22 protein-coding genes and 1 tRNA gene are annotated in these 25,533 nt (G+C 66.4%); 14 read left to right on the forward strand and 9 right to left on the reverse strand.

Translation table 11 applies throughout. The features are described from left to right. Window positions 1–118: 118 nt before the first annotated feature. The 5 genes from AC3IRM_RS02390 to AC3IRM_RS02410 form a co-directional block, all read right to left on the reverse strand. Window positions 119–838, reverse strand: a complete 720-nt coding sequence (locus tag AC3IRM_RS02390) for a MobA/MobL family protein (RefSeq protein WP_489204693.1) — start codon at window positions 836–838, stop codon at window positions 119–121. 219 nt (window positions 839–1,057) lie between these two features. Further along, entirely contained in the window at window positions 1,058–2,458 is a 1,401-nt protein-coding gene (locus tag AC3IRM_RS02395) for a hypothetical protein (protein WP_489204694.1), read from the reverse strand. Window positions 2,459–2,564: 106 nt separating this feature from the next. Then, window positions 2,565–2,936, reverse strand: a complete 372-nt coding sequence (locus AC3IRM_RS02400; RefSeq protein ID WP_489204695.1) for a GIY-YIG nuclease family protein — start codon at window positions 2,934–2,936, stop codon at window positions 2,565–2,567. Next, window positions 2,933–3,385 (reverse strand): hypothetical protein, encoded by a 453-nt coding sequence (locus AC3IRM_RS02405; RefSeq protein WP_489204696.1) that lies wholly within the window; start codon window positions 3,383–3,385, stop codon window positions 2,933–2,935. Before AC3IRM_RS02405 ends, AC3IRM_RS02400 begins: the two co-directional genes overlap by 4 nt. A 4-nt stretch (window positions 3,386–3,389) precedes the next feature. Next, complete coding sequence (locus AC3IRM_RS02410; RefSeq protein ID WP_489204697.1) at window positions 3,390–4,235, reverse strand: HNH endonuclease; 846 nt, start codon at window positions 4,233–4,235, stop codon at window positions 3,390–3,392. 575 nt (window positions 4,236–4,810) lie between these two features. Between AC3IRM_RS02410 and AC3IRM_RS02415 the strand changes: the two genes are divergently transcribed. From AC3IRM_RS02415 to hemC, 6 genes are read left to right on the forward strand one after another with little or no spacing between them, the layout of a single operon-like run. Then, on the forward strand, window positions 4,811–6,283 hold the full coding sequence (locus AC3IRM_RS02415) for an OpgD/OpgG family glucan biosynthesis protein (protein WP_489204698.1): 1,473 nt from the start codon (window positions 4,811–4,813) through the stop codon (window positions 6,281–6,283). After that, complete coding sequence (mdoH, locus tag AC3IRM_RS02420) at window positions 6,280–8,172, forward strand: glucans biosynthesis glucosyltransferase MdoH (protein WP_489204699.1); 1,893 nt, start codon at window positions 6,280–6,282, stop codon at window positions 8,170–8,172. Before AC3IRM_RS02415 ends, mdoH begins: the two co-directional genes overlap by 4 nt. 53 nt (window positions 8,173–8,225) lie before the next feature. Next, the gene (locus AC3IRM_RS02425) at window positions 8,226–8,912 is read left to right on the forward strand and encodes an alpha/beta hydrolase (RefSeq protein WP_489204700.1); all 687 of its coding nucleotides are present in this window, start codon (window positions 8,226–8,228) and stop codon (window positions 8,910–8,912) included. Window positions 8,913–8,914: 2 nt separating this feature from the next. After that, complete coding sequence (locus AC3IRM_RS02430) at window positions 8,915–9,985, forward strand: sensor histidine kinase (RefSeq protein WP_489204701.1); 1,071 nt, start codon at window positions 8,915–8,917, stop codon at window positions 9,983–9,985. Beyond that, on the forward strand, window positions 9,982–10,716 hold the full coding sequence (locus tag AC3IRM_RS02435; protein WP_489204702.1) for a LytR/AlgR family response regulator transcription factor: 735 nt from the start codon (window positions 9,982–9,984) through the stop codon (window positions 10,714–10,716). Before AC3IRM_RS02430 ends, AC3IRM_RS02435 begins: the two co-directional genes overlap by 4 nt. 44 nt (window positions 10,717–10,760) lie before the next feature. Further along, window positions 10,761–11,672 carry a hydroxymethylbilane synthase gene (gene hemC / locus AC3IRM_RS02440; RefSeq protein WP_489204703.1) on the forward strand — a complete coding sequence of 304 codons (912 nt, stop codon included), beginning with the start codon at window positions 10,761–10,763 and terminating at the stop codon, window positions 11,670–11,672. Window positions 11,673–11,738: 66 nt separating this feature from the next. On the opposite strand, the gene AC3IRM_RS02445 is transcribed toward hemC, so the two are convergent. From AC3IRM_RS02445 to AC3IRM_RS02455, 3 genes are all read right to left on the reverse strand, one after another. Then, window positions 11,739–12,422 carry a DUF481 domain-containing protein gene (locus AC3IRM_RS02445; protein ID WP_489204704.1) on the reverse strand — a complete coding sequence of 228 codons (684 nt, stop codon included), beginning with the start codon at window positions 12,420–12,422 and terminating at the stop codon, window positions 11,739–11,741. A 90-nt stretch (window positions 12,423–12,512) separates the two neighbouring features. Further along, on the reverse strand, window positions 12,513–13,334 hold the full coding sequence (locus tag AC3IRM_RS02450; protein ID WP_489204705.1) for a hypothetical protein: 822 nt from the start codon (window positions 13,332–13,334) through the stop codon (window positions 12,513–12,515). Window positions 13,335–13,402: 68 nt separating this feature from the next. After that, a complete protein-coding gene (locus AC3IRM_RS02455; RefSeq protein WP_489204706.1) occupies window positions 13,403–15,157 on the reverse strand; it encodes an SLC13 family permease in 1,755 nt (584 codons plus the stop codon). 164 nt (window positions 15,158–15,321) lie between these two features. Here AC3IRM_RS02455 and AC3IRM_RS02460 point away from each other — a divergent pair, with 164 nt between their 5' ends. Continuing rightward, entirely contained in the window at window positions 15,322–16,710 is a 1,389-nt protein-coding gene (locus tag AC3IRM_RS02460) for an FAD/NAD(P)-binding protein (RefSeq protein ID WP_489204707.1), read from the forward strand. A gap of 3 nt (window positions 16,711–16,713) precedes the next feature. Here the strand turns inward: AC3IRM_RS02460 and AC3IRM_RS02465 are convergent, their stop codons facing one another. After that, the gene (locus AC3IRM_RS02465; RefSeq protein WP_489204708.1) at window positions 16,714–17,319 is read right to left on the reverse strand and encodes a hypothetical protein; all 606 of its coding nucleotides are present in this window, start codon (window positions 17,317–17,319) and stop codon (window positions 16,714–16,716) included. A 120-nt stretch (window positions 17,320–17,439) separates the two neighbouring features. On the opposite strand from AC3IRM_RS02465, the gene AC3IRM_RS02470 reads away from it, so the two are divergent. From AC3IRM_RS02470 to AC3IRM_RS02500, 7 genes are all read left to right on the forward strand, one after another. Next, complete coding sequence (locus AC3IRM_RS02470) at window positions 17,440–18,408, forward strand: helix-turn-helix transcriptional regulator (RefSeq protein WP_489204709.1); 969 nt, start codon at window positions 17,440–17,442, stop codon at window positions 18,406–18,408. Window positions 18,409–18,606: 198 nt separating this feature from the next. Continuing rightward, the gene (locus AC3IRM_RS02475) at window positions 18,607–19,428 is read left to right on the forward strand and encodes a patatin-like phospholipase family protein (protein ID WP_489204710.1); all 822 of its coding nucleotides are present in this window, start codon (window positions 18,607–18,609) and stop codon (window positions 19,426–19,428) included. A gap of 259 nt (window positions 19,429–19,687) precedes the next feature. Beyond that, entirely contained in the window at window positions 19,688–20,050 is a 363-nt protein-coding gene (locus AC3IRM_RS02480) for a hypothetical protein (RefSeq protein WP_489204711.1), read from the forward strand. 111 nt (window positions 20,051–20,161) lie between these two features. Next, entirely contained in the window at window positions 20,162–22,270 is a 2,109-nt protein-coding gene (locus AC3IRM_RS02485) for a prolyl oligopeptidase family serine peptidase (protein ID WP_489204712.1), read from the forward strand. Between the two features lie 73 nt (window positions 22,271–22,343). Beyond that, window positions 22,344–24,548, forward strand: coding sequence for a S9 family peptidase (locus AC3IRM_RS02490; RefSeq protein WP_489204713.1), 2,205 nt, complete (start codon window positions 22,344–22,346; stop codon window positions 24,546–24,548). 102 nt (window positions 24,549–24,650) lie between these two features. Continuing rightward, window positions 24,651–24,727, forward strand: a tRNA-Met gene (locus tag AC3IRM_RS02495). Between the two features lie 143 nt (window positions 24,728–24,870). Then, window positions 24,871–25,473 (forward strand): RNA pyrophosphohydrolase, encoded by a 603-nt coding sequence (locus AC3IRM_RS02500; RefSeq protein WP_489204714.1) that lies wholly within the window; start codon window positions 24,871–24,873, stop codon window positions 25,471–25,473. Window positions 25,474–25,533 lie beyond the last annotated feature (60 nt).

The raw sequence follows: 25,533 nt of genomic DNA on the forward strand, positions 1-25,533 counted from the left end.
ACCATAGCCCCGACTTGAGTCGGGGCTTTATTTCCATCGGGGGAGGCAGTATGCCAAGCGATTCTGCGACTTTGTCGCAGAATCGCGTCTCAGGGATAGCGGTGGGTCTTTGAACGCATCATGCCGCTGCTGCCGAACCGATCCTGCATTCAACATACAAAGCCTTCTCAACGTCAGCCATGCCCTCGATTAAGCGCTGCCCCAAGTGGCGTTCAGCACGCCGCTGCACGCCTTGATCACGCAGACTGCGGTGATCGACACGGGCTTTGTGCCCGTATTCGGCAAGCACTTCGTTCTCCGTGTCTGCGACAAGCTTGCGGCTCGCGGTCACCTGCTGCCGCAACTCCATTGGGCTCTTGCCCCCGCTGTCTTTGCGGCAACCGCCTGCCCTTGGCCGATTCGCGTTATAGCGGGCAAACATCCGGTCCGGTGTGCGGTCGATTCCATCTGGGATCCGGTCCGAGCACATCAGGTGGACATGGGGGTTCTGAATACCTCCCAGTTTTCCCTCCGGTGCATGGATCGCGTACTGGTACGGCTTGTTTCCGATCAAGCTACGAACCAGTCTCTCAACAAGGTCGATCAGTTGCGCCACTGTTAGTTCGTTCGGCAGAGCAATCTCATGCTCGCGATAGGCCGCACCGTTGGATCGTTCATGCCGGTCGGCCATGCTCCAGAACAGGTTAGGATCGCCGGCGGTCCAGTCCGGCATGTTTCCGTAGCTGGAGTGGATCAAGTCTCCCCGCGTGCTGTACGAACCTTGGCGATCGATGTACGTAGCGTGTCTGCGTGCACTGCCCTTCTTGCCGCTCTTGATGCTGTAGTGGAAGCTTGCCATTGGTGTATCACCCTTTCTCCATAGATAAACAAGAGCTGGCAGGAGCGCTCCTGCTAGCTGTCGTGGAGACGGGTTGCAGCCCGATCTTGGTTGTCTTGGAAGAAAAGGTAAGTGCGCGTGCTCTTCCTTCTCCTATCCGATGCATCAGCTCAGTGATCTGTCTGTGTCATCGGACTGCTGGTTCCATCTCCATATAGATGAGGGTGATGGAGTAAATATTTACCGATTCATGTCCGATTGCTCGATCACGATGTCCTTGGCCTTGTCCAAGCAAAGGAAGTTGATGCCCATCAGGCCAGTGACAACGGCGATGATGTCGTTGAGCTGGATGATGCGCAGGTACGCATCCAGACGGGACACCTGGTACTGCATCCATGCCTGATAGCTTTCACTTGTTCCAGTGAATGCTGCCTGGAACTCGTAGAGCCGATTGAGATAGATCTGGATCACGCCTTGGTGCTGGTGAGGGTCGTTCTTCCTACGTCCTTTGTCGAAGAGTCGTTGCGGGTCCTTTCCTTGATCGACCTGTCCAGGCCAGTAAGGCTTGTAGTCACTGCCAGCTACCTGTAGATATCGGAACGAACAAAGTGCGGCAACGATGTCATAAACGGACAGAATCTTGGCGTCGGCGTCGGTGCTATCGAATGAGCGATATCCATACGAGGTCAATAGTGCTTTAACCCTGACGATATGGGCTTTCAGCTGTCTCGTTGTGGTTTCGAAACCAGTTGCAAGCTCGACCAGAGATGTGACTTCCTTGGGCCATCCAAAGACGAAATGATGGAAGTTGTTGACGGAGAAGACCCGGTCGAAGGGGCTCAGTTGAGAGTGGCGGCCTTTACCGGCGAGTTGACATAGCTTATGCGCCGCGTCGCAGATGTCCCCGATCTCGTGTCCAATTCGTGTCTCTTCGAGATGCTTCGGATAATGTTGCACAAAATGACGGAATGCCAAGGTCTCCAAGTAAACGAAAGCGGATTCACTTGAAGAAGTGGCTAATTCTTGCGTGCGCTTGACGAAGATTGAGTCCATCAGGGCGGACAGCGTTCTGTACGCACTGGCCAGTTGTCGGTCATCGCCCACGACCCCGCTGGTTAGGATGTGAGTCACTTCGTCAGCGGCATGTTCGGCGTGGAGGAGCAGCTTCTCCGCGGTAGAGTGCATCTCCTTGTCACCCAGCATCCGAGAGAAGAGCTTTAGCTTCTCTGGATCAATATCGAAGGACAGGCGTTTCACCATCGAGCTGATGAGCACGGGCGCATTCTTGTCGCGCGGGATGGTGGTGACGGTGCTGAACTCCATCGTCGCTTCGTCACTCCCCTTGGGCGGCGCGAGTAGGAGGAACAAGTTCGTTTCGCAATTGGCGTCCTCAAGGTAGAGCATCTTGATCGTCTTTAGCGTCGAAACAGGAAGTTCCCGATCCGAGCTGGCTAGATCGACGCCAATGGACTGCTTGATGAACGAAAGTGTTCTTTCGAGACTCTTGACCGTGATCGGTTCGCCATTTTTCTTTGGATGTTCGACATTGAGATCTGCGATGAGATCGCGAAGGCTTCCGACATCTTCACTATGTTTGAAGTCGTAGCGCGACATTTGATTTCTGTGTTTGGGCGCGTTCATGACGTTAAGTCTAAATCACCCGGGCGCGGCTCTTACTCGGCGCCTTGCCTGGATCCGACTGGCGTGTCTAGTTCAAGATTCTGGGTGATGAAAGCGCGGTGCTTTCTTAGTTCCGGTTGAGGCCGTGGTCTCGCGAGAGCAGAACAGACTTCCAATGGCTTTCGCGTTCGCAAATGTCGGCTTCGGTGGCCGACAGGTCAGCGATTTCTAGGACGGCAAAGCGCAAGGCGTGCCGGCGCTCTTCTGTTGCCGCGATGCCGAATTCTTGGCGCAGGGCGACGTTGCCGCCGTGCCCGTTGGCTGCGTACGCGCACCAGCGCCCCCAGATGCCGCTGGCGCCCGATGCCTTGCCGACGTAGAGCCGGCCGGTGGCCGTGTCGGTGATGACGTAGACCCCCTTCACCGACGACAGGGCCGCGCGCCAGGAGGCGGACTGGTTGCGCACCACAATGTCCAGCTGCGCCTTGGTGAGGTTCACCGCCTTGAAGCCTGGAAAGTCTGCGATCGACAGTCGCTCGGGTAGCAGTTCGGCCACAGTGAGATCGTTGGCCAAAGTCTCGCCGCGGAGGTAGGAGGCCGCCCCGTGTAGACGCTTTCCAGATAGAGGCGGCCGACCCACGCCTCGCAGGAGTGCACCCGCTCAAGGGTGTAGAAGTAGTGGGGCTTCGGGTCGGCTTCTTCCGCATAGTCGATGGATCGGAATAGTCCAGCGTAGAGCCAGCGCGTGGGGGAGCCCGTGTTGACCAGCGACACGACGAACTCGCGTTGGAAGTTGCGCTTCGTCTGCCAGCGCTGCCACCAGTCGAAGGTCCCTTCCAGGAACACGTCCAGCGGCCGCTCGTTGCCGTTGTAACGCGCCAAGTGGATTTTGGCCTTCGGTGGGTCGAACGCGGGCTCCCAGACCTTGAGCAGGTCGAACAGTCGCATCGGCTTATGGTCCCGAACGGCGAGCCTGGCACCGTGCCGCGTGATCGGCCAAGTGAGCCGGGTTAGGGCGGTAGGTCGTTGAAGCGGGCAGAATCAGCTCCTTACCCTGCAAGGCAGCATAGTCGGTGGTGAGGAGGGACGGTGCCAAGGCCACCGTATGCACGGGGGTGATCCACAGTAGATGGCAATCAAAGAGCGTGTGGAGGTCGGCGCGCAGCAACAGGCCGTTGTCCAACCGGTTCGTATGCGCGCCCTTGTAAGGCAGCACGTGCGCGGCTTCCAGCACCTCCAGCGCCGAGCATCCTGTGATGGCGCAGCGACCACCGTAGGCGTCCAGCAGCTTGGCGCGGAACAACGGCTGGCCGCGGCGCTGGGTCACGGCGCGCATCGCCCACACGCGGGCGTCGTGGTCGCTGTCCACTGGAGAGGTGAACGCCTCTGCCTGCGCGTCTGCCTCCACCCGCGCCTGGTCGTCCATGAGCAGGGGCATGACTTTCCACTTTCCGTCGCCGCCCTTTTGCAGGTCCACGTGCCCGTGGTCCGCCGGTTTGAACAACACATAGCGGGTGCGCCGCGGCGGGCCGGGATCGACCAGCTTGAACAAGCGGTCGTGCGGGTGGTACTGGTCGCTGCGCCAGTTCGTGCGCGAGTAGTTGTAATGGATTCGGCTGGGGGAGTTGACCGTGAAGAGCTCCAAGTCGGCGCGGGCGTTGCCCAGCGGGTCGTGAGGGTAGTGCGACCGGTCCCACTCCTCGACCTCGACCAGCGAGGCGCTGCTCAACGCCTCGATCGCATCGACGGCTCGCCAATACTTGACGCCATCGCGTCCAGGCTTCCGTTTGGCGGCCATTGGCTACTTCCCCCGTCCAGTTGTCGCCACGCCCCGCCGAGGTGAGTCTCAAGCGCTGGGCGATGAAGAAGGCGGGATAGTACTTTCCTGTACAAGGAGGGACCATTGCTCTTCCACTCACATCGATCGTCAGGCTTCGAATCCAGTCCCTGTTCGGGGAATGTGAGTAACGATGCGAGTAAGAGCAGCCGGGCGCCTAGATTAAGTTCTTCCCTAACAACCTCTTGGGGGATGAATGTGATTGCTGGTGGGCCACCATCTCCAGATTGGTGTCAGCGAATTGAGGGCGGTGGTGCGGCGCAGCTCAGTCTGACAGCACCAGTTTTGCAGACGCAGAGATTCTCAGGCCCTCCAGAGGCTGTGTGATGGTTGGAAGCCTCCCTCGTTCCCAAGCTGCTAGACCGTTCATGGCACCGAAAACCTGACTGAGGGGGCTTGATGCTGCGCACACGTGCGGTGTGTGCGTTTCGCAACATCCTTACACCCGCACCGCTACATTGATTGATACCTGAATACGATCTGGTGGGCTTTCGGTGCGACGACGTGATGTTCTGAAGACTGCCATCGCAGCGCCGATGTTGACTGGATGGTGGCCGGCGCTGGCTGCGGCTGCCGCGCGGGCAGCCCCCGCTTCATTCGATGCCGACACGGTGCTGCAGCTTGCCCGTGCGCTGGCGGCCGAGGCATACATACCTCCCGATACGACAATGCCGCCGGCGCTCGCTGGTGCGAATTACGACCAGTACCGCGACTTCCGCTACCGCGCCGACAAGGCGCTGTGGCGTGATCGGCCGGGTGTCGATTTTCAGGCCCAGTTTTTTCATCGCGGCTTCCTGTTCAAACCGCGCATCGAGATACATGTCGTCGAGGGGGGGCAGGCGCGCGAGCTACCGTTTTCGACATCGCTGTTCGACTACAGCCCGAATCCGACGCCCGCGCTGGGCGACACCCTCGGCTTTGCCGGCTTCCGTCTGCACGCGCCGTTGAACAGCCGTGCGTATTTCGACGAACTGTGCGTCTTCCTGGGCGCGAGCTATTTCCGCGCAGTGGGCAAGGGCCTTGCGTATGGCCTGTCGGCGCGGGGACTCGCACTCGGCAGTGGCGATCCGGCGCCGGAAGAGTTTCCGGTATTCCGCGCGTTCTGGTTGCACAGTCCCGAAGCCGGCAGCGATACCATGACGATCGATGCACTGCTGGACAGCCCGAGCGTATCGGGCGCCTATCGCTTCCGGATCCAGCCGGGCGCAGACACCATATTTGATGTCGATGCGCGTCTGTTCCCACGCGTGGATCTCGACCACGCCGGCATCGCGCCGCTGACCAGCATGTACCAGTTCGATGCCGCCGATCGCACCGGCATCGACGACTACCGGCCTTCGGTGCACGACTCCGACGGCCTCGGTCTGCTGACCGGCACCGATGAGCAGGTCTGGCGACCGCTGCACAATCCATCGTCGATCCAGCACAGCGGGTTCCAGGACAGGACGCCGCGCGGGTTCGGACTGATGCAGCGCAAGCGTGGATTCGACGATTTCGAGGACGCCGAGGCAGGCTATGAGAGGCGTCCTTCTGCGTGGGTCGAACCGCTCGACGACTGGGGCAGCGGCGAAGTGCATCTGGTGGAAATTCCGACGGCCGACGAGTACCAGGACAACATCGTTGCGTTCTGGCGACCTGCCGAGCCATTGAAGGCCGGCAGCGAGAGCCGGTGGCGCTACCGGCTGCACTGGACGGACACCAAGCTGTGGAAGCCCGAGCTCGCACATGTGGCGGCAACCCGTATCGGCGCGCGCCCGGGCGAGGACCGTTCGATCCGATTGATCGTCATCGATTTCGACGGCGACATTGGCAGCGAATTGCCCCAGGTCGAGGTGGCCGCGAACAGCGGGCGCATCGCCAATCCGGTCGTGCATGCGCGGCCGGGCGGTGGCTGGCGCGTCGGCTTCGAGTTCATGCCAGAGGGGCGCACGAGCAGCGAACTGCGCGCGCGCCTGCACCGCGAGGGTGCTGCTGTGTCCGAGACCTGGATCTACCGGTGGAGTGCATGAGCGCCCTCGACCACCGCCGGATGCCGGACACATCGCCGCTGCAGATGCCGGTCCAATCCCTCCGCGAAGGCAGACTGGCCACGCGCCCGTTGCCCAGTGCGCCTACAGGCATGTTTTGGCGCCGCGCTTTTATCGTGTCGACGGCCGCGGTACTGACCATCTTCGCGACGTACCAGATCTGGTGGCTGTTGCGCATCGGCGGGATCGACCTGCTTGAGGCCTTGATGCTGCTGGTCTTCGTCCCGCTGTTCGCGTGGATCGTGCAGTCCTTCGCGAGCTCGCTCGCAGGCTTCGTGCTCGCGCTGATGAAGCGGCCGGCGCGGCTCGGTATCGATCCACAGGCGCCATTGCCCACGCTCACCGTGCGCACGGCGCTGTTGATGCCGACCTACAACGAGGATCCCGAGCGCCTGCTCGCCGGATTGCAGGCGATTGTCGAATCCCTCCAGGCGACCGGGCGCGGCGACCATTTCGATCTGTTCGTGCTCAGCGACACGCGCGATGCGGACATCCAGCAGCGCGAGGTTGTCGCATTCGAACGGCTGCGCGCGACGATGCCACAAGCACGGCTCTATTACCGGCTGCGCGAGGACAACCACGAGCGCAAGGCCGGCAATATCGCCGACTGGGTGCGGCGCTGGGGCGGCGGTTATCCGCAGTTTCTGATCCTCGATGCCGACAGCCTGATGACCGGCGACACGCTGGTGCGACTCGCGGCGGCAATGGAAGCGAACGACGACGTCGCGCTGGTGCAGACACTCCCGGTCATCGTCAACGGCGCGACCGTGTTCGCGCGCATGCAGGAGTTCTCCGGCCGGATGTACGGCCCGGTGATCGCGCACGGCGTTGCCTGGTGGCACGGCGCGGAGAGCAACTACTGGGGGCACAACGCGCTGATCCGCACGGCGGCCTTCGCCGCGCATGGTGGTCTGCCCGAACTGGACGGCACCACGCCGTTCCGCGGCGCAGTGCTGAGCCACGATTTCGTGGAGGCCGCCCTGCTGCGCCGCGGCGGCTGGGCGCTGCACATGATTCCGACGCTCGAGGGCAGCTATGAGGAAGGTCCGCCGACGCTGACCGACATGCTGGTGCGCGACCGGCGCTGGTGCCAGGGAAATCTGCAGCACGGCGGTGTACTGCCGGCGCGTGGCCTGCACTGGGTGAGCCGCTGGCATCTGCTGATCGGCATCGGCCATTACCTCACCGCGCCGTTGTGGGCGATGCTGGTGCTGATCGGACTGGCCGTGCCCTTGCAGCACGGCGCGTTCAACGATGGTCTTTCGCCTGCCGCGTACTGGATGGCGATCGACGACGGCCGCTTCCTCGGGGTGTTCGTGCTGACGATGGCGATGCTGTTCGCGCCCAAGATCCTGGGCTATATCGCGACGCTGGCCGATGCGCGCATGCGACGTGGCGTCGGCGGTGCATGGCGCGGGCTCGTGAGCCTGCTGATCGAGAACGTCCTCGCCGCATTGATGGCGCCGATCACGATGTACGTGCAGTCGCGCGGAGTGGCCGAGGTTCTGGCGGGCCGCGACTCGGGCTGGGACGCGCAGCAGCGTGACGACGGGCGTCAGACCTGGGGCGACCTGTGGCGCAACTATCGAGGGACCACGCTGCTCGGCGTGATCATGGGCGTGGGCGCCTGGATGATGTCGCCGGGTCTCGCGTTGTGGATGTCGCCGATGATCGTGGGCCTCGTGGGATCGATTCCGATCGTGCGATTGACGTCCTCGCGCCGCGTCGGTCTGGCACTGCGCCGCGCCGGATTGTTCACCACACCCGAGGAGCAGTCACCGCCCGAGGTGCTGGTGCGCGCCGCCGCACTGCGCGCCGTGGCACACCCGCCCGAAGCCGCCGTGATGATCGAGACAGGCGCGCGCGGCTAGGCGTGCGGGGTGGAGCGCTTACACTGGCGCTTCCCACCGTTTCCCGATTGCGCATGGACTTCAAGACACCCGCACTGCTCGACGCCATCGAACGCGAGACCGGTCCCACGCCATCCTGGAGCGTGATCTGGCTGCACGGCCTTGGCGCCGATGCCAACGACTTCGTCCCGCTGGTGCCGGAGCTTCTGCGCACGCACTGGCCGGCGATCCGCTTCGTGTTTCCGAATGCACCGGTGCGCGCGGTGACGATCAACAACGGCGTGCGCATGCGCGCCTGGTACGACATCGTCGATTTCGATCTCGCCAACCGCGCGGATGAAACCGGCGTGCTCGAATCGGTGGCGCAGATCGATGCATTGATCGAACGCGAAGCCGCGCGCGGGGTCCCAGCATCGCGTGTGATTCTCGCGGGCTTCTCGCAAGGCGGCGCGGTGACGCTGGCCACAGGCTTGCGGCGCGGCGTGCCGCTGGCCGGACTGGTCGCCTTGTCCACCTATCTGCCCGCGGTGCGCAATGCCGCCGCTGCACTGGTCGACGGCGCGACCTGCCAACCGGTGTTCATGGCGCACGGCACGCAGGACCCCGTGGTCCCATTGCGCGCCGGTGAACAGAGCGCCCACTGGCTGCGGGAGGCCGGCTTCGACGTCGCCTGGCATCAATACCCGATGCCCCATTCGGTCTGTGCCGAAGAGGTCGTCGCGCTCGGCGACTGGTTCGACGCGCGGTTCGCGGCAGGCTGAGCGTGACGGCGCCGGCAGTCGACGGCCTCTGGTTGCCGGACCTGTGCCGGCTGCGGCGCCTGTTGACGATGTTGGGCCTCGCCCAGCTCACGGTGCTGATCGTGCTGCTGGTGCCGAATCCCGCGGCCCTCTGGAATCTGTCGGCATTCGTCTCTGCGAGCGGTTATGCGTTGTGGCTCGCCCTGTCGGTCTCGGTGCTGGTATGCGCGTGCAGGAAGCCGTTATCGCGGTTTCCGGTGCGCGTCGGCGCGGTGCTCGCGGTCGCACTGGCGATGGCGGTCGCGCTGGTCGCCTCGGCCATCGTGCACGGTCTGTTCGCCAGTGTCGGCGCGGCGGAATTGCCGGGCTTCGGCCGCTTCGTCGGCGGCAGCGCTGCCGTCGTCGGCCTGCTCACGGGTATCGCGTTGCGCTACTTCTACGTCATCGATCGCTGGCAGGGCCAGGTGGCGGCGCACGCGCGTGCAGAAGCGGACGCGTTGCAGGCGCGGATCCGTCCGCATTTCCTGTTCAACAGCATGAACATGATCGCCACGCTGTTGCGCCGGGATCCGGTGGTGGCCGAACGCGCGGTACTCGACCTGTCGGATCTGTTCCGCGCCGCGCTTGGCGCGGGCGAGGGCACGTCGACGCTGTCCGAAGAAGTGTCGCTGGCCGAGCGTTACCTCTCGATCGAGCAGCTGCGTCTCGGCGACCGGCTCCGCGTGGACTGGCACAGGCAGGGCGACCTGCCGTGGCAGCTGGCGATGCCGCGTCTCGTGCTGCAGCCGGTGCTCGAGAACGCGGTGCTGCACGGCATCTCGCGGTTGCCCGAGGGCGGCACCATCGACGTGTATCTGACGATGGAGGCCGGCGTGCTCGAAATCGAAGTCGCCAATCCGTCGCTGCCGCCGGACGATGCGCCCGCGCAGGGCGCGGGTCACGCCCAGCGCAGCATCGCGCAGCGGCTGGGCTTCGCATTCGGGCCACGGGCACGCATGCGCTACGGGTGGAACGACGGACGCTATGCGTGCACCATCCAGGTGCCGGTGCCGATGGACGGCACCGCGTCGGTCCCGGGAGGACGCACGCCATGAAGGTGGTGATCGCCGACGACGAACCGCTCGCGCGCGAGCGCTTGCGGGTACTGCTGGCGCAGGTGCCGGGCATCGAAATCGTCGCCGAGGTCGGCGACGGCCGCAGCGCGCTGGAAGCCTGCGCCGCGCATGATCCGGCGCTCGTGCTGCTGGACATCGCGATGCCCGGCATCGACGGTCTGGAAGTCGCGCGCCATCTGAGCGCGTTCGAACCGCGCCCCGCCATCGTGTTCTGCACCGCATACGACGCGCACGCACTGAAGGCCTTCGAGGCTGCCGCCGTCGACTATCTCGTCAAGCCGGTGCGCCCCGAGCGGCTGCAGGCGGCGGTCGAACGCGCGCGCACCTTCACCGCCGGCCGTGAAGTCGGCGCCGGCACCGACGGCGCCGGCGACAAGCGCCGCACGCATCTGTGTGCGCGACTGCGTGGCAGCCTGCGGTTGATCCCGGTCGAAGACATCCGCTATCTGCAGGCCGAGGAAAAGTACGTCGTCGTGCATCACGCGCGTGGCGAGGACCTGGTCGAGGAATCGCTCAAATCGCTCGAGGACGAGTTCGGCGACCGCTTCGTGCGCATCCATCGCAACTGTCTGGTCGCCCGGCACGAGCTGGTCGAACTGCGACGCGATCTCGAAGGTCACGTGCATGCGGTGCTGCGTCACGGTGACCGGCCACTGGAAGTCAGCCGCCGCTGCGTATCGCAGTTGCGCGACACCGTGCGCCAGCTCTGATCCTGCGGCAAGCGGGCGTGGCGACGATCGCCGATAATGCCCGGATGGATCGCCTGCGCATCGCTACACGCAAAAGTCCGCTCGCCTTGTGGCAGAGCGAGCACGTGGCCGCCGCCCTGCGCGCGCGCCACCCCGGCCTGGACGTCGAACTCGTACCGCTGAGCACGCGCGGCGACGAGGTGCTGGACCGTTCGCTGGCCGCGATCGGCGGCAAGGGTCTGTTCCTCAAGGAGCTCGAGATCGCGATGCAGGCCGGCGAGGCCGACTGCGCGGTGCATTCGCTCAAGGACGTGCCGATGGCGCTCGAGCCCGGATTCGCCCTGCCGGCGATCCTGCCGCGCGCCGATCATGCCGATGGCTTCGTCAGCAATGCGTTCGATGGCATCGACGCGTTGCCGATCGGCGCGCGCGTCGGGACGTCTTCGTTGCGTCGCCAGGCACAGCTGCGCGCGCGGCGGCCGGATCTCCAGCTCGTGGACCTGCGGGGCAACGTCAACACGCGGCTGGCCAAACTCGACGCCGGGGACTACGACGCGATCGTGCTGGCCTGCGCAGGTCTGCAGCGGCTGGGCCTCGAGACGCGCATCCGCGCGCGGCTCGACGCACCCGACTGGTTGCCGGCGCCGGCGCAAGGGGCGATCGCGATCGAATGCCGCGACGATGCCCCGCAGCTGCACACCCTGCTGGCCACGCTCGACGATGCGCCGACGCGGCGCTGCGTCGAGGCCGAGCGCGCGATGAACCGGGCGCTGCACGGCAGTTGCCACGTGCCGGTCGCGGCGTATGCCTGGCTCGACGGCGAGCGGCTGCGACTCGAAGGCCTGGTCGGGTCGGCGCAGGACGGCCGCGCGGTGCGCGCGGGTGGCGAGTCGACGCATGCAGAGGGCGATGCGCTCGGCGCGCGGGTCGCGTCACTGTTGCTGGAAGCTGGCGCCGGGGCTTTTTTGCCGGGCTAGCAGATCCAGCGATCCGGGCGACGGGTTTCGCTGCGCGCTCCCCGAACCCACGGCAGCGCTGCGAGGTCAGAACGTGCGTCGGAGTTTGACCGAGCCTTCGGTGTCCGTGCTGCCGCGGCCGCCGTTACCCAAGGTGTCGTGGCGGAGCTCGAAATCCGAGCGCAGCGTCCATTCCGGGAACAGTTCGTAGTCGAACGCGAGCGTCTGCCGCAGGAAGGTGTTCTCGCGCCCGGTCTCCACCTGCACCTCCTGGGTGAAGGAGGCGCGACTGCCCAGTTCCTGCGACAGCCGCACCTGGCCGGTCGCGATCGGACCCATCGCCGCGGTACCGAAGTCGGTGTAGGGCTCGATCCGCACGCCAGTGCCGAATTCCAGACGCAACGAGGTCTCCGGGCTGCGGATCGCCTCGAGGCCGTACCGGGTATCCCACTTCACGTGGTTGCCGCCCGAGCGCACGAACTCCCGGCTCGAGAATGGCGAGTGCAGTGGCGCCAGACGCCGGTCCGGCAGCTTGACCAGCGGCTGGGCGACGGTCCGCGGACGCACGCCGGGTGCCTTCGGCGACCAGATCCGCTGGCGCGCGGCGCCCGCCGTCCACTCCGCGTCGCGGCATGACAGCCGATAGCAGGGACGGCGCAATGGCACCTGCCGCGCCGCCACGGCGACGACGGCGGGCAGCTCCGGTGCGGCAGGGAGCGGTTGTGTATAGATCGGCAGGCCCGCGACGGCCAGCCACCAGCCAGCAAGCATTTCAGCTATTCATGTAAGCGGTTACAGCTTGATTATGCCGAAGCCTTCGCCGGAGTTGGCACTTTCCGCGGATCGCCGTCGAGGCTGGCTTCAGGAATCGTGACCGGCATCGCGCTGCAGCCCGGTGCCTTCGTCGAGGAACAATCGGTGTTCCAGGGCGGCGGCGCCAAGCAGGGCGGCGGCTGCCAGCAGCAGCGGCACGAGTGGCGGCAGGCCACCGCCCAGCGCCATCAGCCAGCACAGCAGCGGCGCGCCGGCGGCGAGGCCCATGACCGCGATGCGCGCGCGCCGAAGCGGCGACGGCGCGATGCCGAACGCCGGCAACTGGTCCAAGGCGCGCCAGTAGAGGCCTTTGCACAGGGCCAGGCAGGCGCCGAGTCCGGTCAGTGTCGCCAGCATCGTGCGACCGTCGTTGCCGGATACGAACAGCCGGTCCATCAGCAAATAGAGCAGGGCGAGGCCGGTGCTCATTGCGAACAGCAGCTGCACCGGCAGCACCAGCGGTTGCTGCCAGGGTGCGGGCGCCGCAGGGCCCGCGAATCCATGCGCAGTCGCGGCAACGGTGCCGAAGGCGGCCAGCAGCGACAGCAGGCCCAGGCCCACGAGCAGTGGGCCGGGCGCCTCCGACGAGCCGACGGCCAGCAGCGCCCACAGCAGGGCAGCGCTTGCCAGCGTTGCCAGCAGCAGCGCGCGCGCTGCATGGGAGGTGCTCGGAACAGCGGGGCGCGCGAATCGCCGCGCCAGTGTCCCGCCCGCTACGAGGATCCAACCCGCCAGCAGGCCGAGCAGCTGCAGCTGGTGCAGCGTCGAAGGAGCATCGGGCCGCATCTGCAGCAGCGCGGTCGTCATGCCGCTCCACATCAGCAGGCCCAGGCCGGCGCCAGTCAGCGGCATCGCGGCGATCCTCAGCATCTGGCGCATCCTGCAGTCCGGTCGGGTGGTCGCCGCGCAGCGTGCCACGCGGCCCGGGCGCTGCACAGTCAGAACGGGAAGAAGCGCGGAATGAGCAGCGTGGCGGTGACCAGGAAGATGAGGTTGAGCGGCAGGCCGATCTTCACGAAATCGCTGAAACGGTAGTTGCCGGCGGTGTAGACCATCGTGTTGGTCTGATAGCTGATCGGCGTGGCGAAACTGGTCGATGCGGCAAACGCGACCGCGATCAGGAAGGGCTTGGGATCCACACCCAGCGAATCGGCGGTGGCGATGGCGATCGGCACCAGCAGCACGGCCGAGGCGTTGTTGCTCATGAACTCGGTCAACGTCGAGGTCATCAGGTAGATCGCCGCCAGCGTGGCCGTGGGGCCGTAATGCCCGACCAGATTGATCAACTGGTCGGCCGCCAGCACCGCGCCGCCGGTTTTCTGCAGCGCGATGCCGAGCGGAATGATGCCGGCCAGCAGCAGGATCACGCGCCAGTCGATGGCCTCGTAGGCTTCGTCCGGATCCAGCAGGCGCAGCACCACGAGGGCGACGCAGCCGAGCAGGGCGGAGGCCACGATCGACATCCAGCCGAGCGCAGCGGCCGCGATCGCCGCGGCCATGACGATCGCAGACAGGGTCGCCTTGGTCGTATCGACTTTCCGCTGCGCGCGCGAGCCCAGCACGATCAGGCCGCGGTCGATGCGCAGATCGGCGATCGCCTTCACCGGCGCATCCAGCAGCAGCACGTCGCCGACATGCAGCGGCACCTGGTCGAGCGGCTGGCGGATGCCGAGCTGACGGCGGTGCAGGCCATGCACGCGGGCCCGGTAGGTATGGCCGAAGCGCATGCCGGCCAGCGTGTGGCCGATCAGGTGCGAACCCGGCGCGACCATGGCTTCGACGTGCAGGCGCTCGGCATTGAGATCGCCGTCGAGATCGCGCGCCACGTGGTCGAACTTGAGCTTCATGGACTTGCGCGTCGCGTCGATGTCCTGCCACAGGCCACGCAGCAGCAGGCGATCGCCGGCCTCGACCCGCACATCGTCTCCACGCACCGCCGCGCCATTGCGCAGGATCTCGAGCACGGTCACATCGTTGCTGCCGTCGGGCAGCACCTCGCTGCGTTGGCGACCGATCACCGCGGCGCCCTCGGCCACCAGCAACTCGGCGACATAGCGGCCGATGTGGTCGGCAGTGGCGCTGCCCGGCACGCCGCGATCCGGCAGCAGCAGGCGCCCGACCGTCATCAGGTAGACCATGCAGATGCCGACGAACACGACGCCGAGCGGGGCGAATTCGAACAGCGTGAAGCCAACGGCGTCGGCTTCGCGGGCCATCGAGTCGACCAGCAGGTTGGTCGAGGTGCCGATCAAGGTGCACACGCCAGCAGCCTGCGAGATGTAGGACAGCGGGATCAGGAACTTCGAAGGCGCCCAGCGGTTGGCGGTCGTGGCGGCCAGCACCAGCGGCAGGAACACCGCGACGGTCGCGGTGTTGTTGACGAACGCGGCCACGCCCGCGACCAGACTCATCATCACCAGCAGGAACAGCCACTTCCAGCGGATGCGTGCCAGCAGATCGCCGAGCGCGACCAGCGCGCCGTTGCGCTGCAGCGCGCCGCTGAGCACGAACATCGCCGCGACCATCACCGTCGCCTGGTTGCTGAAGCCCGACAGCGCCTCGGGCAGCGTGACCACGCCCAGCACCAGCAGCGACACCGCAACCAGCAACGCGACCACGTCGACGCGCAGCTTCTCGGTCACGAACAGGAACACCGCACCGGCCATCACCGCCAGCGTCAACCACAGATCCACGCTGTCTCCTTCTTCATCGTGCGGTCCCGCTGCCGTCTGCGGCAGTCCGGCAAGAGTGCCACCGCGGGCGCTCGCAGCGGGTGAGGCGGCGCGCCATCGCCGTGGCGCGCCATGGTACGGAAGCGGATGGGATACTGCGCGTCCCCGATGGCGCAGGACCCCCGATGACCGCAGACGCAGCCGCCCCGGCCCCGGCCCTGGACGATGTCGACGTGCTGGTGATCGGCGGCGGCGCGAGCGGCGCCCTGGTGGCGCTGCATCTGCTGGATCACGATGGCCTGCACGTGGCGCTGGCCGAGCCGCGGCCGGCGCCGGCGCGCGGGGTCGCGTATTCGACGCCGCGCGTCGAGCATGTGCTCAACGTCAACGCCGCGCGCATGAGCGCCTTCGATGCGGCGCCTGACGATTTTGTCGCCTGGCTGCGCACCCAGCCCGAATCCGTCGGCATCGACGACGCAGCGCTGGCCGCGCAGTTCGCGCCGCGGCGTGTCTACGGTCGCTATCTCCAGGCGCGGCTCGATGCGCATCCGGCGCGTGCGTCGCTGGCCCTGCGGTCGGAGGCCGTCGTGGATCTGGAGCGTGATGGCACAGGTTTTATCGCGACGTGTGCGTCCGGCGCGCAACTGCGCGCGAGCGCCGTGGTCCTGGCGATCGGCAACCAGCCGGCAGCGTTGCCCGGGGGCGCGCAGGTCGCGGGCACGGTCGAGGCCTGGGATTACGACGCAGTCGCGGCGATCGCGACCGACGCCGATGTGGCCATCGTCGGTGCGGGGCTGAGCATGGTCGACGTGCTGCTGACCCTGCAGGCGAACGGACATCGCGGACGCGTGTTGGCGATCTCGCGCAACGGCCTGATGCCGCTGGCGCATGCGCCGGGCACCGTGCCGCAGCCCGGCGGCGTGGATGCGCTGATGCCGCTCGGCGTGCGCGCCCGCATGCGCCTGTTGCGGCAATGGGCGAGGGAGGCGGTTGCGCAGGGTCGCCCCTGGCAGGACGCGCTGGAGCGTCTGCGTCCGCACGTGCGCGCGCTGTGGCAGGCCTGGCCCGAGACCGAGCGTCGCCGCTTCCTGCGCCACGCCGTGCGGCAGTGGGACATCCACCGCCATCGCATCGCGCCTGGCGTTGCGGCGGTCGTCGAAGACATGCAGGCGTCGGACCGTTTTTCGTTGCAGGCCGGGCGCGTGTCGTGCATCGAGGCGCGCGATGGTCGCGTGGGCATCGACTGGACGCCGCGCGGCAGCGCGCCGACGTCGACGATCGTCGATGTCGTGGTCAACGCAACCGGCATGGAGAAGCGGCTGGCACGTGCGCCGGGGCCGCTGCTGCCCGCATTGCATGCGCGCGGCCTGGTCGCGCCCGGCCCACTCGATCTGGGGCTCGCGACGCACGGCGACGGCGAACTCCTCGACGCGAACGGTGATGTGGTGCCCGGGCTGTGGACGCTCGGCGCGACGCGCATCGGTGATCTGTGGGAAACCATCGCGATGCCCGAACTGCGCGGGCAGGCAGAACGCGTGGCCGCCGGCGTGCGGCAGGCGCGCGCCGTCAGCTGAGCCTTACAGGCAGAACTGCTGCAGGCGACGGATCTCCTCGCGGGTCAGCTCCGCATCGCCGCCGGTGCCGAGGTTGCCGATGTTGCGCCGGATCTGCGGGCAGGGATCCTGGTTGTAGACGGGCCCGCCGAACAGCTGACCGATGCCCTTTGCGATGTCTGCGGGTGTGATCGGGCCCCGCATCGCGAAGCGGCCGTCCGCAGCTGGTGGCGGCCGATGTTGCAGCGGGTCGTGCGCGAAGTCCGCGGCCGGCGCCTGCTGGCGCGCCCAGTCTCCGGCCTGTTCCAGCAGCGCCGTGGCAGTCGGCAGCGGGGCTTGCGCCTTGTCCGGTGGGCTCGCAACGTCCACGGCCTGCAGTGCGCTGCGCGGCGTGCGCACGCGAGACGATGGTGGCGGCGTGTCGGTGGTGGCGCGTGCGGGTGCCGGATGCAGCGAGTCTGGCGGGATCGCGGGCGGCGGCCGTTCGATGAAGGTCACCGCCAGCGCGGTGTCGTCGCGCTCGGGCGCTGCATGCCGCAGGCCCATCAGCCACCAGGCGATGCCTGCGTGCACCAGCACTGTCGCGCCCAGCGCGATGCCGACGGTCCTGTTCCGCGTTCCCTGCGTCATGTCGATCCGGTCGCACTCCGATGCGGGAGTCTAGGCGGCCGCGGCCGCCGCACGCGTTAACCACCTGTTATCCGGTCGACGGTCACGCCGTCGCGGCAGACTGGCGCCATAATCGGCCGCATGGACCGATACGAACGCATTCTCTCGCTGCATCGCATCCTCAAGACCTCGCGCTATCCGGTGACGGTGGCCAAGCTGCAGGACGAGCTCGAATGCTCGCGGGCAACGGTCTATCGCGATCTGGCCTTTCTCCGCGACGCATTGATGGCGCCGATCGTCGGCGACGGCGACGCGGGCTTCCGCTACGACACCGACGAGGGCGGTCGCTTCGAATTGCCGGGGTTGTGGCTCAACTCCGAAGAGCTGCACGCCCTGCTCGCGGCGCAGCAGCTGATGTCGCGCAGCAGCGGCGGCGTGCTGTCGAGTGCGCTGGCGCCGTTGCAGTCGCGGATCGAGAAGCTGCTCGACGAACACTCGGCCGGCAAGCAGTGGCCGGTGCAGCGCGTGCGCGTGATCCCGCACCGCGGGCGGCGCATGGACGAGCACGCGTTCCGCAACGTCTGCTCCGCGGTGCTGCAGCGCAAGCAGCTCGCATTCGAATACCGCGCGCGTTCGACCGACGAGAAGACCCGCCGCACCGTGTCGCCGCAGCGCATCACCCATTACCGCGACAACTGGTATCTCGACGCCTGGGACCACGAGCGCGACGCGCTGCGCAGCTTCTCGGTCGACCGCATCGCGAACGCCCGGGTCCTCGCCGCCGATGCGCGCGATATCGAGGACGCCGAACTCGACACGCATCTGGCCGGCAGCTACGGCATCTTCTCCGGTCCGCCCAAGGGCATCGCCACGATCCTCTTCAGTGCCAAGGCCGCGCGTTGGGTGGCCGACGAACACTGGCACTCCCAGCAGCAGGGACGGTTCCTGCCCGATGGCCGTTTCGAATTGAAGGTGCCCTACAGCGGCGCCCGCGAGCTGTTGATGGACGTGCTGCATTACGGCGCCGATGCCGAAGTGATCGAGCCGGTCGCCCTGCGCGAACAGGCACGTTCGTTGCTGATGATGGCGCTGCAGAAGTACGAAGGCTGAGCACCTGTTCAATGTCCGACTGCGCTTGCCCGCTGGCGCGCGTGCGATGCCCGGAAGCAGCCGCGCGGCAGCGGTTAATGGCAGCGTGCGTCGCTGGTCCGCACGGTGGGCGGCATGCGTGGCGTCCACAATGCGCACGTACCACGCGCCACCTGGTGGCGCCCGTAGCGGACCTTGAACAGGTTCCGGGAAAATCGCATGAAGATGCCTGAGCCTGTCGCACTGGCGCTGGGCGCCGGCGGCGCGCGCGGCCTCGCGCAGATCGGCGTCATCGAAGTGCTGGAGGAGCGCGGCTTTCCGATCGTCACGGTCTCGGGCGCCTCCAGTGGCGCCTTGGTCGGTGGCATCTATGCCGCCGGGCGGCTGCGCGAGTTCGATGCGCGGATCCGTGCGATGTCCCGGCGCGATTTCATCCGTCTGCTCGATCCCGGCTTCCGTCGCGCGGGCGTGCTCGCCGGCAGGCGGCTTGTGGACACGATGCGAGAGGTGGTCGGCGATCCGTTGATCGAGACGCTGCCGATCGAGTTCACCGCGGTCGCGGTCGACCTGCAGCGTCAGCGCGAAGTCTGGATCCAGGACGGTCCACTGTGGGATGCGCTGCGCGCGTCGTTCGCGATCCCCGGCGTGTTCACCCCGCACGTCGTCAATGGACGGCCGCTGGTCGATGGCGGCCTGCTGTCGCCGTTGCCCATCGCCGCGACGCGGCTGTCGGACGCGTCGCGCCTGATCGCGGTCGACATGCACGGCTGGCCCTCGCAGCCGCCGGGCTCCCCGGCGCGACAGGGTGAAGCGCAGGACGATACCGACGCCGCGCCGCGCGGTCTTGTCGAGGTGATGTCGCGTTCGCTCGACACCATGCAGGCACAGATCTCGCGCGTGCAGCTGGCGCTCGATCCGCCGGAACTCGTCATCCGCATCCCGCGCGATGTCTGCCAGTTCTACGAGTTCTGGCGGGCCGCGGAACTGATCGATATCGGTCGCCACCAGGCGACGCGCGCGCTGGACGAAGCCGGGTACTGAGCGGCTGTCCGGCCGAACGAAAAACGGTGAGCAGCTTTCCCTCCGGGAGAGCGCCTGCCCCGGACTCGATCCGGGGGCGACGCGCATCGCGCGTCGGGTGAGGGTTGGACTTTCAAGTGGTCTCGGCGGTCCGGCTTTAGGTCGGTGCTCTGATTTTTTCCTCGGACAGCCCAAGGGTCGCAGCCCATGAGATGCGCGCCGCACAGACTGCGGCCATGCCCAGCCGGGCCATCGATCACCGCGTCCAGGAGCTGCCGAGATGTCCCGTATCGCCCATGCCTCGCCCGATGCCGATGTTTCCGCCGATGCCACCCTGCGCGCGATGCTGACCGCAGCGATGTTCTTGGGCGCGGTCGCGCTCCTGTCGTTTCCCGGTCTGCGGACCGGTGTCACCGCGGTCGGCTGGCCGCCGCTGTGGCTGATCGGCATGCCGGCGGTCGCCTGGCTCACCCTGTTCCTGCGTCGCCTGCCGCGCCGCCGCAAGCTGGCCTCGTCAGCGGTCTTGCGGCGGCGTCGGCCAGGCCTTGCCCAGGCCCGGCGCCAGCCGGCACCACGTCGTCGCGGGCGGATTTCGGTGCGTGCGGCCCTCGCTGCGGCCGGGCTGTTGCCGCTGCTGCGCTGACCGACAGCGGCGGCGCCCGAAGCCGCCGCATCGTGACTTTGGTCATGCGGCCCGCGACCGGGCTGCGTGCTAGCGTTGGCGGCTGTCTGTCCATGCGCCACCGGAGTCGTCATGTCCCAACTGTCCAAGCTCTGCCTCGCCGCGGCCGTCGTCGCCGGCCTGTCGATGGGCGCCGCATCTGCCCAGGAGGCCGCCGTGTCCGATCCCCACCAGTGGCTCGAAGCCGTCACCGACGAGAAGGCGCTGGATTGGGTCCGCGCGCAGAACGCCCAAGCCGAAGCCGAACTGGCCGCGACGCCGGAGTTCAAGCAGCTCGAATCCGACCTGCTGGGCATCTACGACTCCGACGACAAGATTCCCGCCGTCTACAAGCAGGGCGAGTGGTACTACAACTTCTGGCGCGACCGGAACCACGAGCGCGGCATCTGGCGCCGCACCACGCTCGAGGAATACCGCAAGCCGCAGCCGAAGTGGGAGACCGTGCTCGACCTCGACGCACTCAACACCGCCGAAGGCGAGAACTGGGTGTGGCATGGCGCGAATTGCCTGCGTCCGGCGTATACGCGCTGCCTGATCGCGCTGTCGCGTGGCGGCGCCGATGCCGATGTCACCCGCGAGTTCGATGTCGCATCGAAGTCCTGGGTCGACGGCGGTTTCTTCCGCGAGGAAGCCAAGGGCGCGCTGGGCTGGATCGACCAGGACAACGTCTATGTCTACACCGACTTCGGCGACGGCTCGCTGACGTCTTCGGGTTACCCGCGCATCGTCAAGCAGCTCGCGCGCGGCCAGTCGATGGACCAGGCCACGCTGGTCTACGAAGGCCAGCCGGACGACATGTACATCGCCGCGATGCACGACGACACGCCGGGCTTCGAGCGTGATTTCGTCAGCCGCACGCTGGCTTTCTACAACGACGAGCTCTACCTGCGCGGCGCCGATGGCCAGCTGACCAGGATCGACGCGCCGAATTCGGCGAACAAGTCCGTCCACCACGACTGGCTGATGCTGGAACTGCGCGAGGCCTGGGAGGTGGGCGGTCGCACGTATCCGGCCGGATCGCTGCTGGCGACGAACTTCGACGCCTTCATGGGCGGCGAGCGCGCGTTCGACGTGCTGTTCGAGCCGAGCGAGACCACATCGCTCGCCGGTGCGACATGGACCAAGAACCACCTCGTCATCAACGTGCTCGAGGACGTCAAGAACAAGCTCACCGTGCTGACGCCCGGTGCGGACGGCTGGGCGCGCAGTGCCTTGGCCGGCGTGCCGGAACTCGGCACCGTCGCGGTCAGCGCTGTCGACAGCGACGAGTCCGACGCGGTGTGGATGACGGTCACCGACTACCTGACGCCGAGCACGCTGATGCTGGCCGAGGTGGGCGGCACCGCCGCGCCGGAAACGCTCAAGACCATGCCGGCGTTCTTCGACGCCAGCACGCATGAAGTCGAGCAGCACTTCGCCACCTCCAAAGATGGCACGCGCGTGCCGTACTTCCTCGTGCGTCCGAAGGACATGCAGCTCGACGGCAGCAATCCGACGCTGCTCTACGGCTACGGCGGCTTCGAGATCTCGCTGACGCCCGGCTACTCCGGCGGCGTCGGCAAGGGCTGGCTGGAGAAGGGCGGCGTGTACGCGGTCGCCAACATCCGCGGCGGTGGCGAGTACGGCCCGCGCTGGCACCAGGCGGCGCTCAAGGCCAACCGCCACAAGGCCTATGAGGACTTCGCCGCGGTCGCGCAGGACATGATCGAGCGCAAGATCACGTCCCCGGCGCATCTGGGTATCCGCGGCGGCAGCAACGGTGGTCTGCTGACCGGCAACATGCTCACGCAGTATCCGGAGCTGTTCGGCGCGGTCGTGATCCAGGTGCCGTTGCTCGACATGCAGCGTTATCACAAGCTGCTGGCGGGCGCGTCGTGGATGGCCGAGTACGGCAATCCGGACAAGCCGGAAGAGTGGGAATTCATCCGCACCTTCTCGCCCTATCACCTGTTCGATGCCGCGAAGGACTACCCGCCGACGCTGATCCTCACCTCGACCCGCGACGACCGCGTGCACCCCGGCCACGCCCGCAAGATGCACGCGTTGATGTCCGAAGCCGGCAAGGACGTGCGCTACTACGAGAACATCGAAGGCGGCCACGGCGGCGCCGCGAACAACCGGCAGCAGGCGCACATGGACGCGCTCTACCTGACGTTCCTGTGGCAGCAACTGGGCAAGTGATTCGATCCCGCACCGGCCGCATTCGCGGCCGGTGTCTTATCTGGCGTTGCAATCGCGACGAATGGACCCAACGATGAAGACACCTTTTCCCCGCGCCGCCCTGTTGCTGGCCGCGCCGATCCTGACGAGCCTGAGCCTGATGAGTGTTTCCCCCGCTACACGTGCCGCCGCGCCGGTCCCGCCCGACGCCGAGCAGCGCCCGCACACCGTCAAGGCGCCGCACGGTGCGACGCGCGAAGACGTCTACTACTGGCTGCGCGACGACACGCGTGAAAACCCGGAGATGCTGGCCTATCTCAACGCCGAGAACGCCTACGCCGACGCGATGCTCGCGTCGCTGAAGCCGGTCGAGGACACGCTGTACGACGAGATCGTCGGCCGCATCCAGCAGGACGACAGCTCGGTGCCGTACCGCGACCGCGGCTTCTGGTACTACTCGCGCTTCGAAACCGGCAAGGACTATCCGGTGCACGCGCGCCGCGCCGATGGCGCCGGCGTCGATGCGCTGTCGATCCAGGCCGCGAACGCGCGTGGCGATTTCAGCGGCGAGCAGGTCATGCTCGACGTCAACACGCTCGCCGACGGCAAGGACTACTACGCGGTCGGCGACTGGGACGTGACCCGCGACAACCGCATCCTCGCCTACGCCGACGACACCAACGGCCGTCGCCAGTACACGATCCGCTTCAAGAATCTGGAAACGGGCGAGATCTATCCCGAATCGATTCCGGGCGTGTCGGCGAATCTCGTCTGGGCCGACGACAACAGGACCCTGTTCTACGTCGAGAACGATCCGGAAACGCTGCTGACCGTGCGGGTGAAGAAGCACGTGCTCGGCACGCCGGTCACTGATGACGTGCTGGTGTACGAAGAGAAGGACGACAGCTTCTACATGGGCATCGACCGCACGCGCGACGACAAGTACATCGTCATCGGCGTCGGCAGCACCGTGTCGAGCGAAACGCGTTACACCCCGGCCGACAATCCCGAGACCTTCGCCGTGCTCGCGCCGCGTGCGCGCGATGTCGAATACGACGCCGACCATTACGACGGCCGCTGGGTGATCCGCACCAACGCCGACAAGGCGACGAACTTCAAGCTCGTCACCGCGCCCAGCGACGCGACCTCGCGCCGGCAGTGGACCGACTTCGTGCCGCATCGAGACGACGTCTACATCGAAGGCTTTGAACTGTTCGATGGCTTCACCGCGATCGAGGAGCGCGCCGAGGCGTTGACCCGCGTGCGCGTGCTCAAGCGCGATGGCAGCGACGAATTCGTGCAGGCCGACGAACCTGCGTACGCGATGGGTCTGGCGGTGAACTCCGAGCCCGACACCGACTGGCTGCGCTACGGCTATACCTCGCTGACCACGCCGGCGACGACGTTCGAGGTCAACACGAAGACGGGCGAGCGTCGCCAGCTCAAGCAGCAGGCGGTGATCGGCTACGAGCCGTCGAACTACGTCACCGAACGTGTGTGGACGACGGCGCGCGACGGCAAGCGCATTCCGGTGTCGCTGGTCTACCGCAAGGGCTTCGAGAAGGACGGAACCGCGGCGCTGCTGCAATACGGCTACGGCAGCTACGGCGCGTCGATGGATCCCGGGTTCTCGGTCACCAACGTCAGCCTGCTCGACCGCGGCATGGTCTACGCCATCGCGCACATCCGCGGGGGCGAGGAAATGGGCCGCGCCTGGTACGACGACGGCAAGCTGCTCAACAAGATCAACACCTTCACCGACTTCATCGACGTCACCGATGATCTGGTCAGGCAGGGCTACGCCGCGCCGGACCGCGTCGCGGCCTTCGGCGGCAGCGCCGGTGGCCTGCTGATGGGTGCGATTTCGAACATGGCCCCGGAGAAGTACCGCGCGATCCTGTCGCAGGTGCCGTTCGTCGACGTGGTCACGACGATGCTCGACCCGAGCATCCCGCTGACCACCAACGAATACGACGAGTGGGGCAACCCGGAAGACAAGCGCTACTACGACTACATCCTCGGCTATTCGCCCTACGACAATCTCGAGGCCAAGGCCTATCCGGCGATGTTCATCGGCACCGGCCTGTGGGACTCGCAGGTCCAGTACTGGGAGCCGGCGAAGTACGTGGCCAAGCTGCGCGACCTCAACACCGGTGCGTTCCCGGTGGTGTTCCGCACCAATATGGAAGCCGGCCACGGCGGCAAGTCGGGCCGCTTCCGTCGCTACCGAGAATCGGCGGAGATGTACGCCTTCATGCTCGATCAGCTGGGCCTCGCGGCCGCACCGTCGGCGAAGTGACGTGACCGCGGCGCGGTCGGCATGTCCGGCCGCGCCGATTGACGCAGACGCGAGGCTTGGGCAGAATGCGCGGCTCGTCGCGGGAAGTTCCGCACGACCGATGGCTATGTAGCTCAGCCGGTTAGAGCACGTCACTCATAATGACGGGGTCGGTGGTTCGAGTCCACCCATAGCCACCAACGCGAAAGCGTCGAGAAAAACCCGCCGGAAGGCGGGTTTTTTGTGGGGCAACGCCTACGTTCAGTTCCGGCTTGTTCCCCAGGGCGGCGCGTGGCAGAGTCGATGCCAGTGACGCAAGTCAATCGCATTAGGAGTCCGCATCGTGATCGATCCGGACGGGTTCAGGCCCAATGTCGGCATCGTGCTGATGCACCCGGACGGCCGTGTCTTCTGGGCGCGTCGGGTCCGGCGTGATGGCTGGCAGTTCCCGCAGGGCGGGATGAATACCGACGAGACGCCGCTCGAGGCCATGTACCGCGAGCTGCACGAGGAAACCGGACTGCTGCCGGAGCACGTCGCCGTGCTCGGCGCGACACCGGGCTGGTTGCGCTACCGCTTGCCGCAGCGCGCGATCCGTCGCAACGACCGCATCGTCTGCGTCGGCCAGAAGCAGGTCTGGTTCCTGCTCAAGTTCGTCGGGGATGAGGCGCATCTGCGGCTGGATCTCACCGAGACCCCGGAGTTCGACCATTGGCGCTGGGTCGATTTCTGGTACCCGCTCGAGCATGTGGTGATCTTCAAGCGGGGCGTCTACACCAGCGCGCTGAGCCATCTGGCCAAGTACGCCCGCCAGGTGGCAGGCGCGCAGGCCATTCCGCAGCCTGCGATCGAGCTGCGACCCCGCGGTCGTCGTCCGCAGCGGCGGGGACCGCGGCGCGGTCCGGAAGCCGTGGTACGCGGCCGCGATGACAGCGGCGCGGGCTGAACAGTTCTTATTTGACACTGATTCTCGTTTATGGCGGAATGGCGACTCCAGCCCTCCGCC

The sequence above is a fragment of the Luteimonas sp. KH_071 genome (genome assembly GCF_057838005.1).

Coding starts and splice junctions, on each gene's coding strand:
- AC3IRM_RS02395 (WP_489204694.1), bottom strand. CDS start 2,458: ATGAACGCGCCCAAACACAGAAATCAAATGTCGCGCTACGACTTCAAA.
- AC3IRM_RS02465 (WP_489204708.1), bottom strand. CDS start 17,319: ATGACGCAGGGAACGCGGAACAGGACCGTCGGCATCGCGCTGGGCGCG.
- AC3IRM_RS02410 (WP_489204697.1), bottom strand. CDS start 4,235: ATGGCCGCCAAACGGAAGCCTGGACGCGATGGCGTCAAGTATTGGCGA.
- hemC (WP_489204703.1), top strand. CDS start 10,761: ATGGATCGCCTGCGCATCGCTACACGCAAAAGTCCGCTCGCCTTGTGG.
- AC3IRM_RS02470 (WP_489204709.1), top strand. CDS start 17,440: ATGGACCGATACGAACGCATTCTCTCGCTGCATCGCATCCTCAAGACC.
- AC3IRM_RS02405 (WP_489204696.1), bottom strand. CDS start 3,385: ATGCGACTGTTCGACCTGCTCAAGGTCTGGGAGCCCGCGTTCGACCCA.
- AC3IRM_RS02475 (WP_489204710.1), top strand. CDS start 18,607: ATGAAGATGCCTGAGCCTGTCGCACTGGCGCTGGGCGCCGGCGGCGCG.
- AC3IRM_RS02425 (WP_489204700.1), top strand. CDS start 8,226: ATGGACTTCAAGACACCCGCACTGCTCGACGCCATCGAACGCGAGACC.
- AC3IRM_RS02490 (WP_489204713.1), top strand. CDS start 22,344: ATGAAGACACCTTTTCCCCGCGCCGCCCTGTTGCTGGCCGCGCCGATC.
- AC3IRM_RS02485 (WP_489204712.1), top strand. CDS start 20,162: ATGTCCCAACTGTCCAAGCTCTGCCTCGCCGCGGCCGTCGTCGCCGGC.
- AC3IRM_RS02415 (WP_489204698.1), top strand. CDS start 4,811: ATGTTGACTGGATGGTGGCCGGCGCTGGCTGCGGCTGCCGCGCGGGCA.
- AC3IRM_RS02445 (WP_489204704.1), bottom strand. CDS start 12,422: ATGCTTGCTGGCTGGTGGCTGGCCGTCGCGGGCCTGCCGATCTATACA.
- AC3IRM_RS02460 (WP_489204707.1), top strand. CDS start 15,322: ATGACCGCAGACGCAGCCGCCCCGGCCCCGGCCCTGGACGATGTCGAC.
- AC3IRM_RS02480 (WP_489204711.1), top strand. CDS start 19,688: ATGTCCCGTATCGCCCATGCCTCGCCCGATGCCGATGTTTCCGCCGAT.
- mdoH (WP_489204699.1), top strand. CDS start 6,280: ATGAGCGCCCTCGACCACCGCCGGATGCCGGACACATCGCCGCTGCAG.
- AC3IRM_RS02450 (WP_489204705.1), bottom strand. CDS start 13,334: ATGCTGAGGATCGCCGCGATGCCGCTGACTGGCGCCGGCCTGGGCCTG.
- AC3IRM_RS02435 (WP_489204702.1), top strand. CDS start 9,982: ATGAAGGTGGTGATCGCCGACGACGAACCGCTCGCGCGCGAGCGCTTG.
- AC3IRM_RS02390 (WP_489204693.1), bottom strand. CDS start 838: ATGGCAAGCTTCCACTACAGCATCAAGAGCGGCAAGAAGGGCAGTGCA.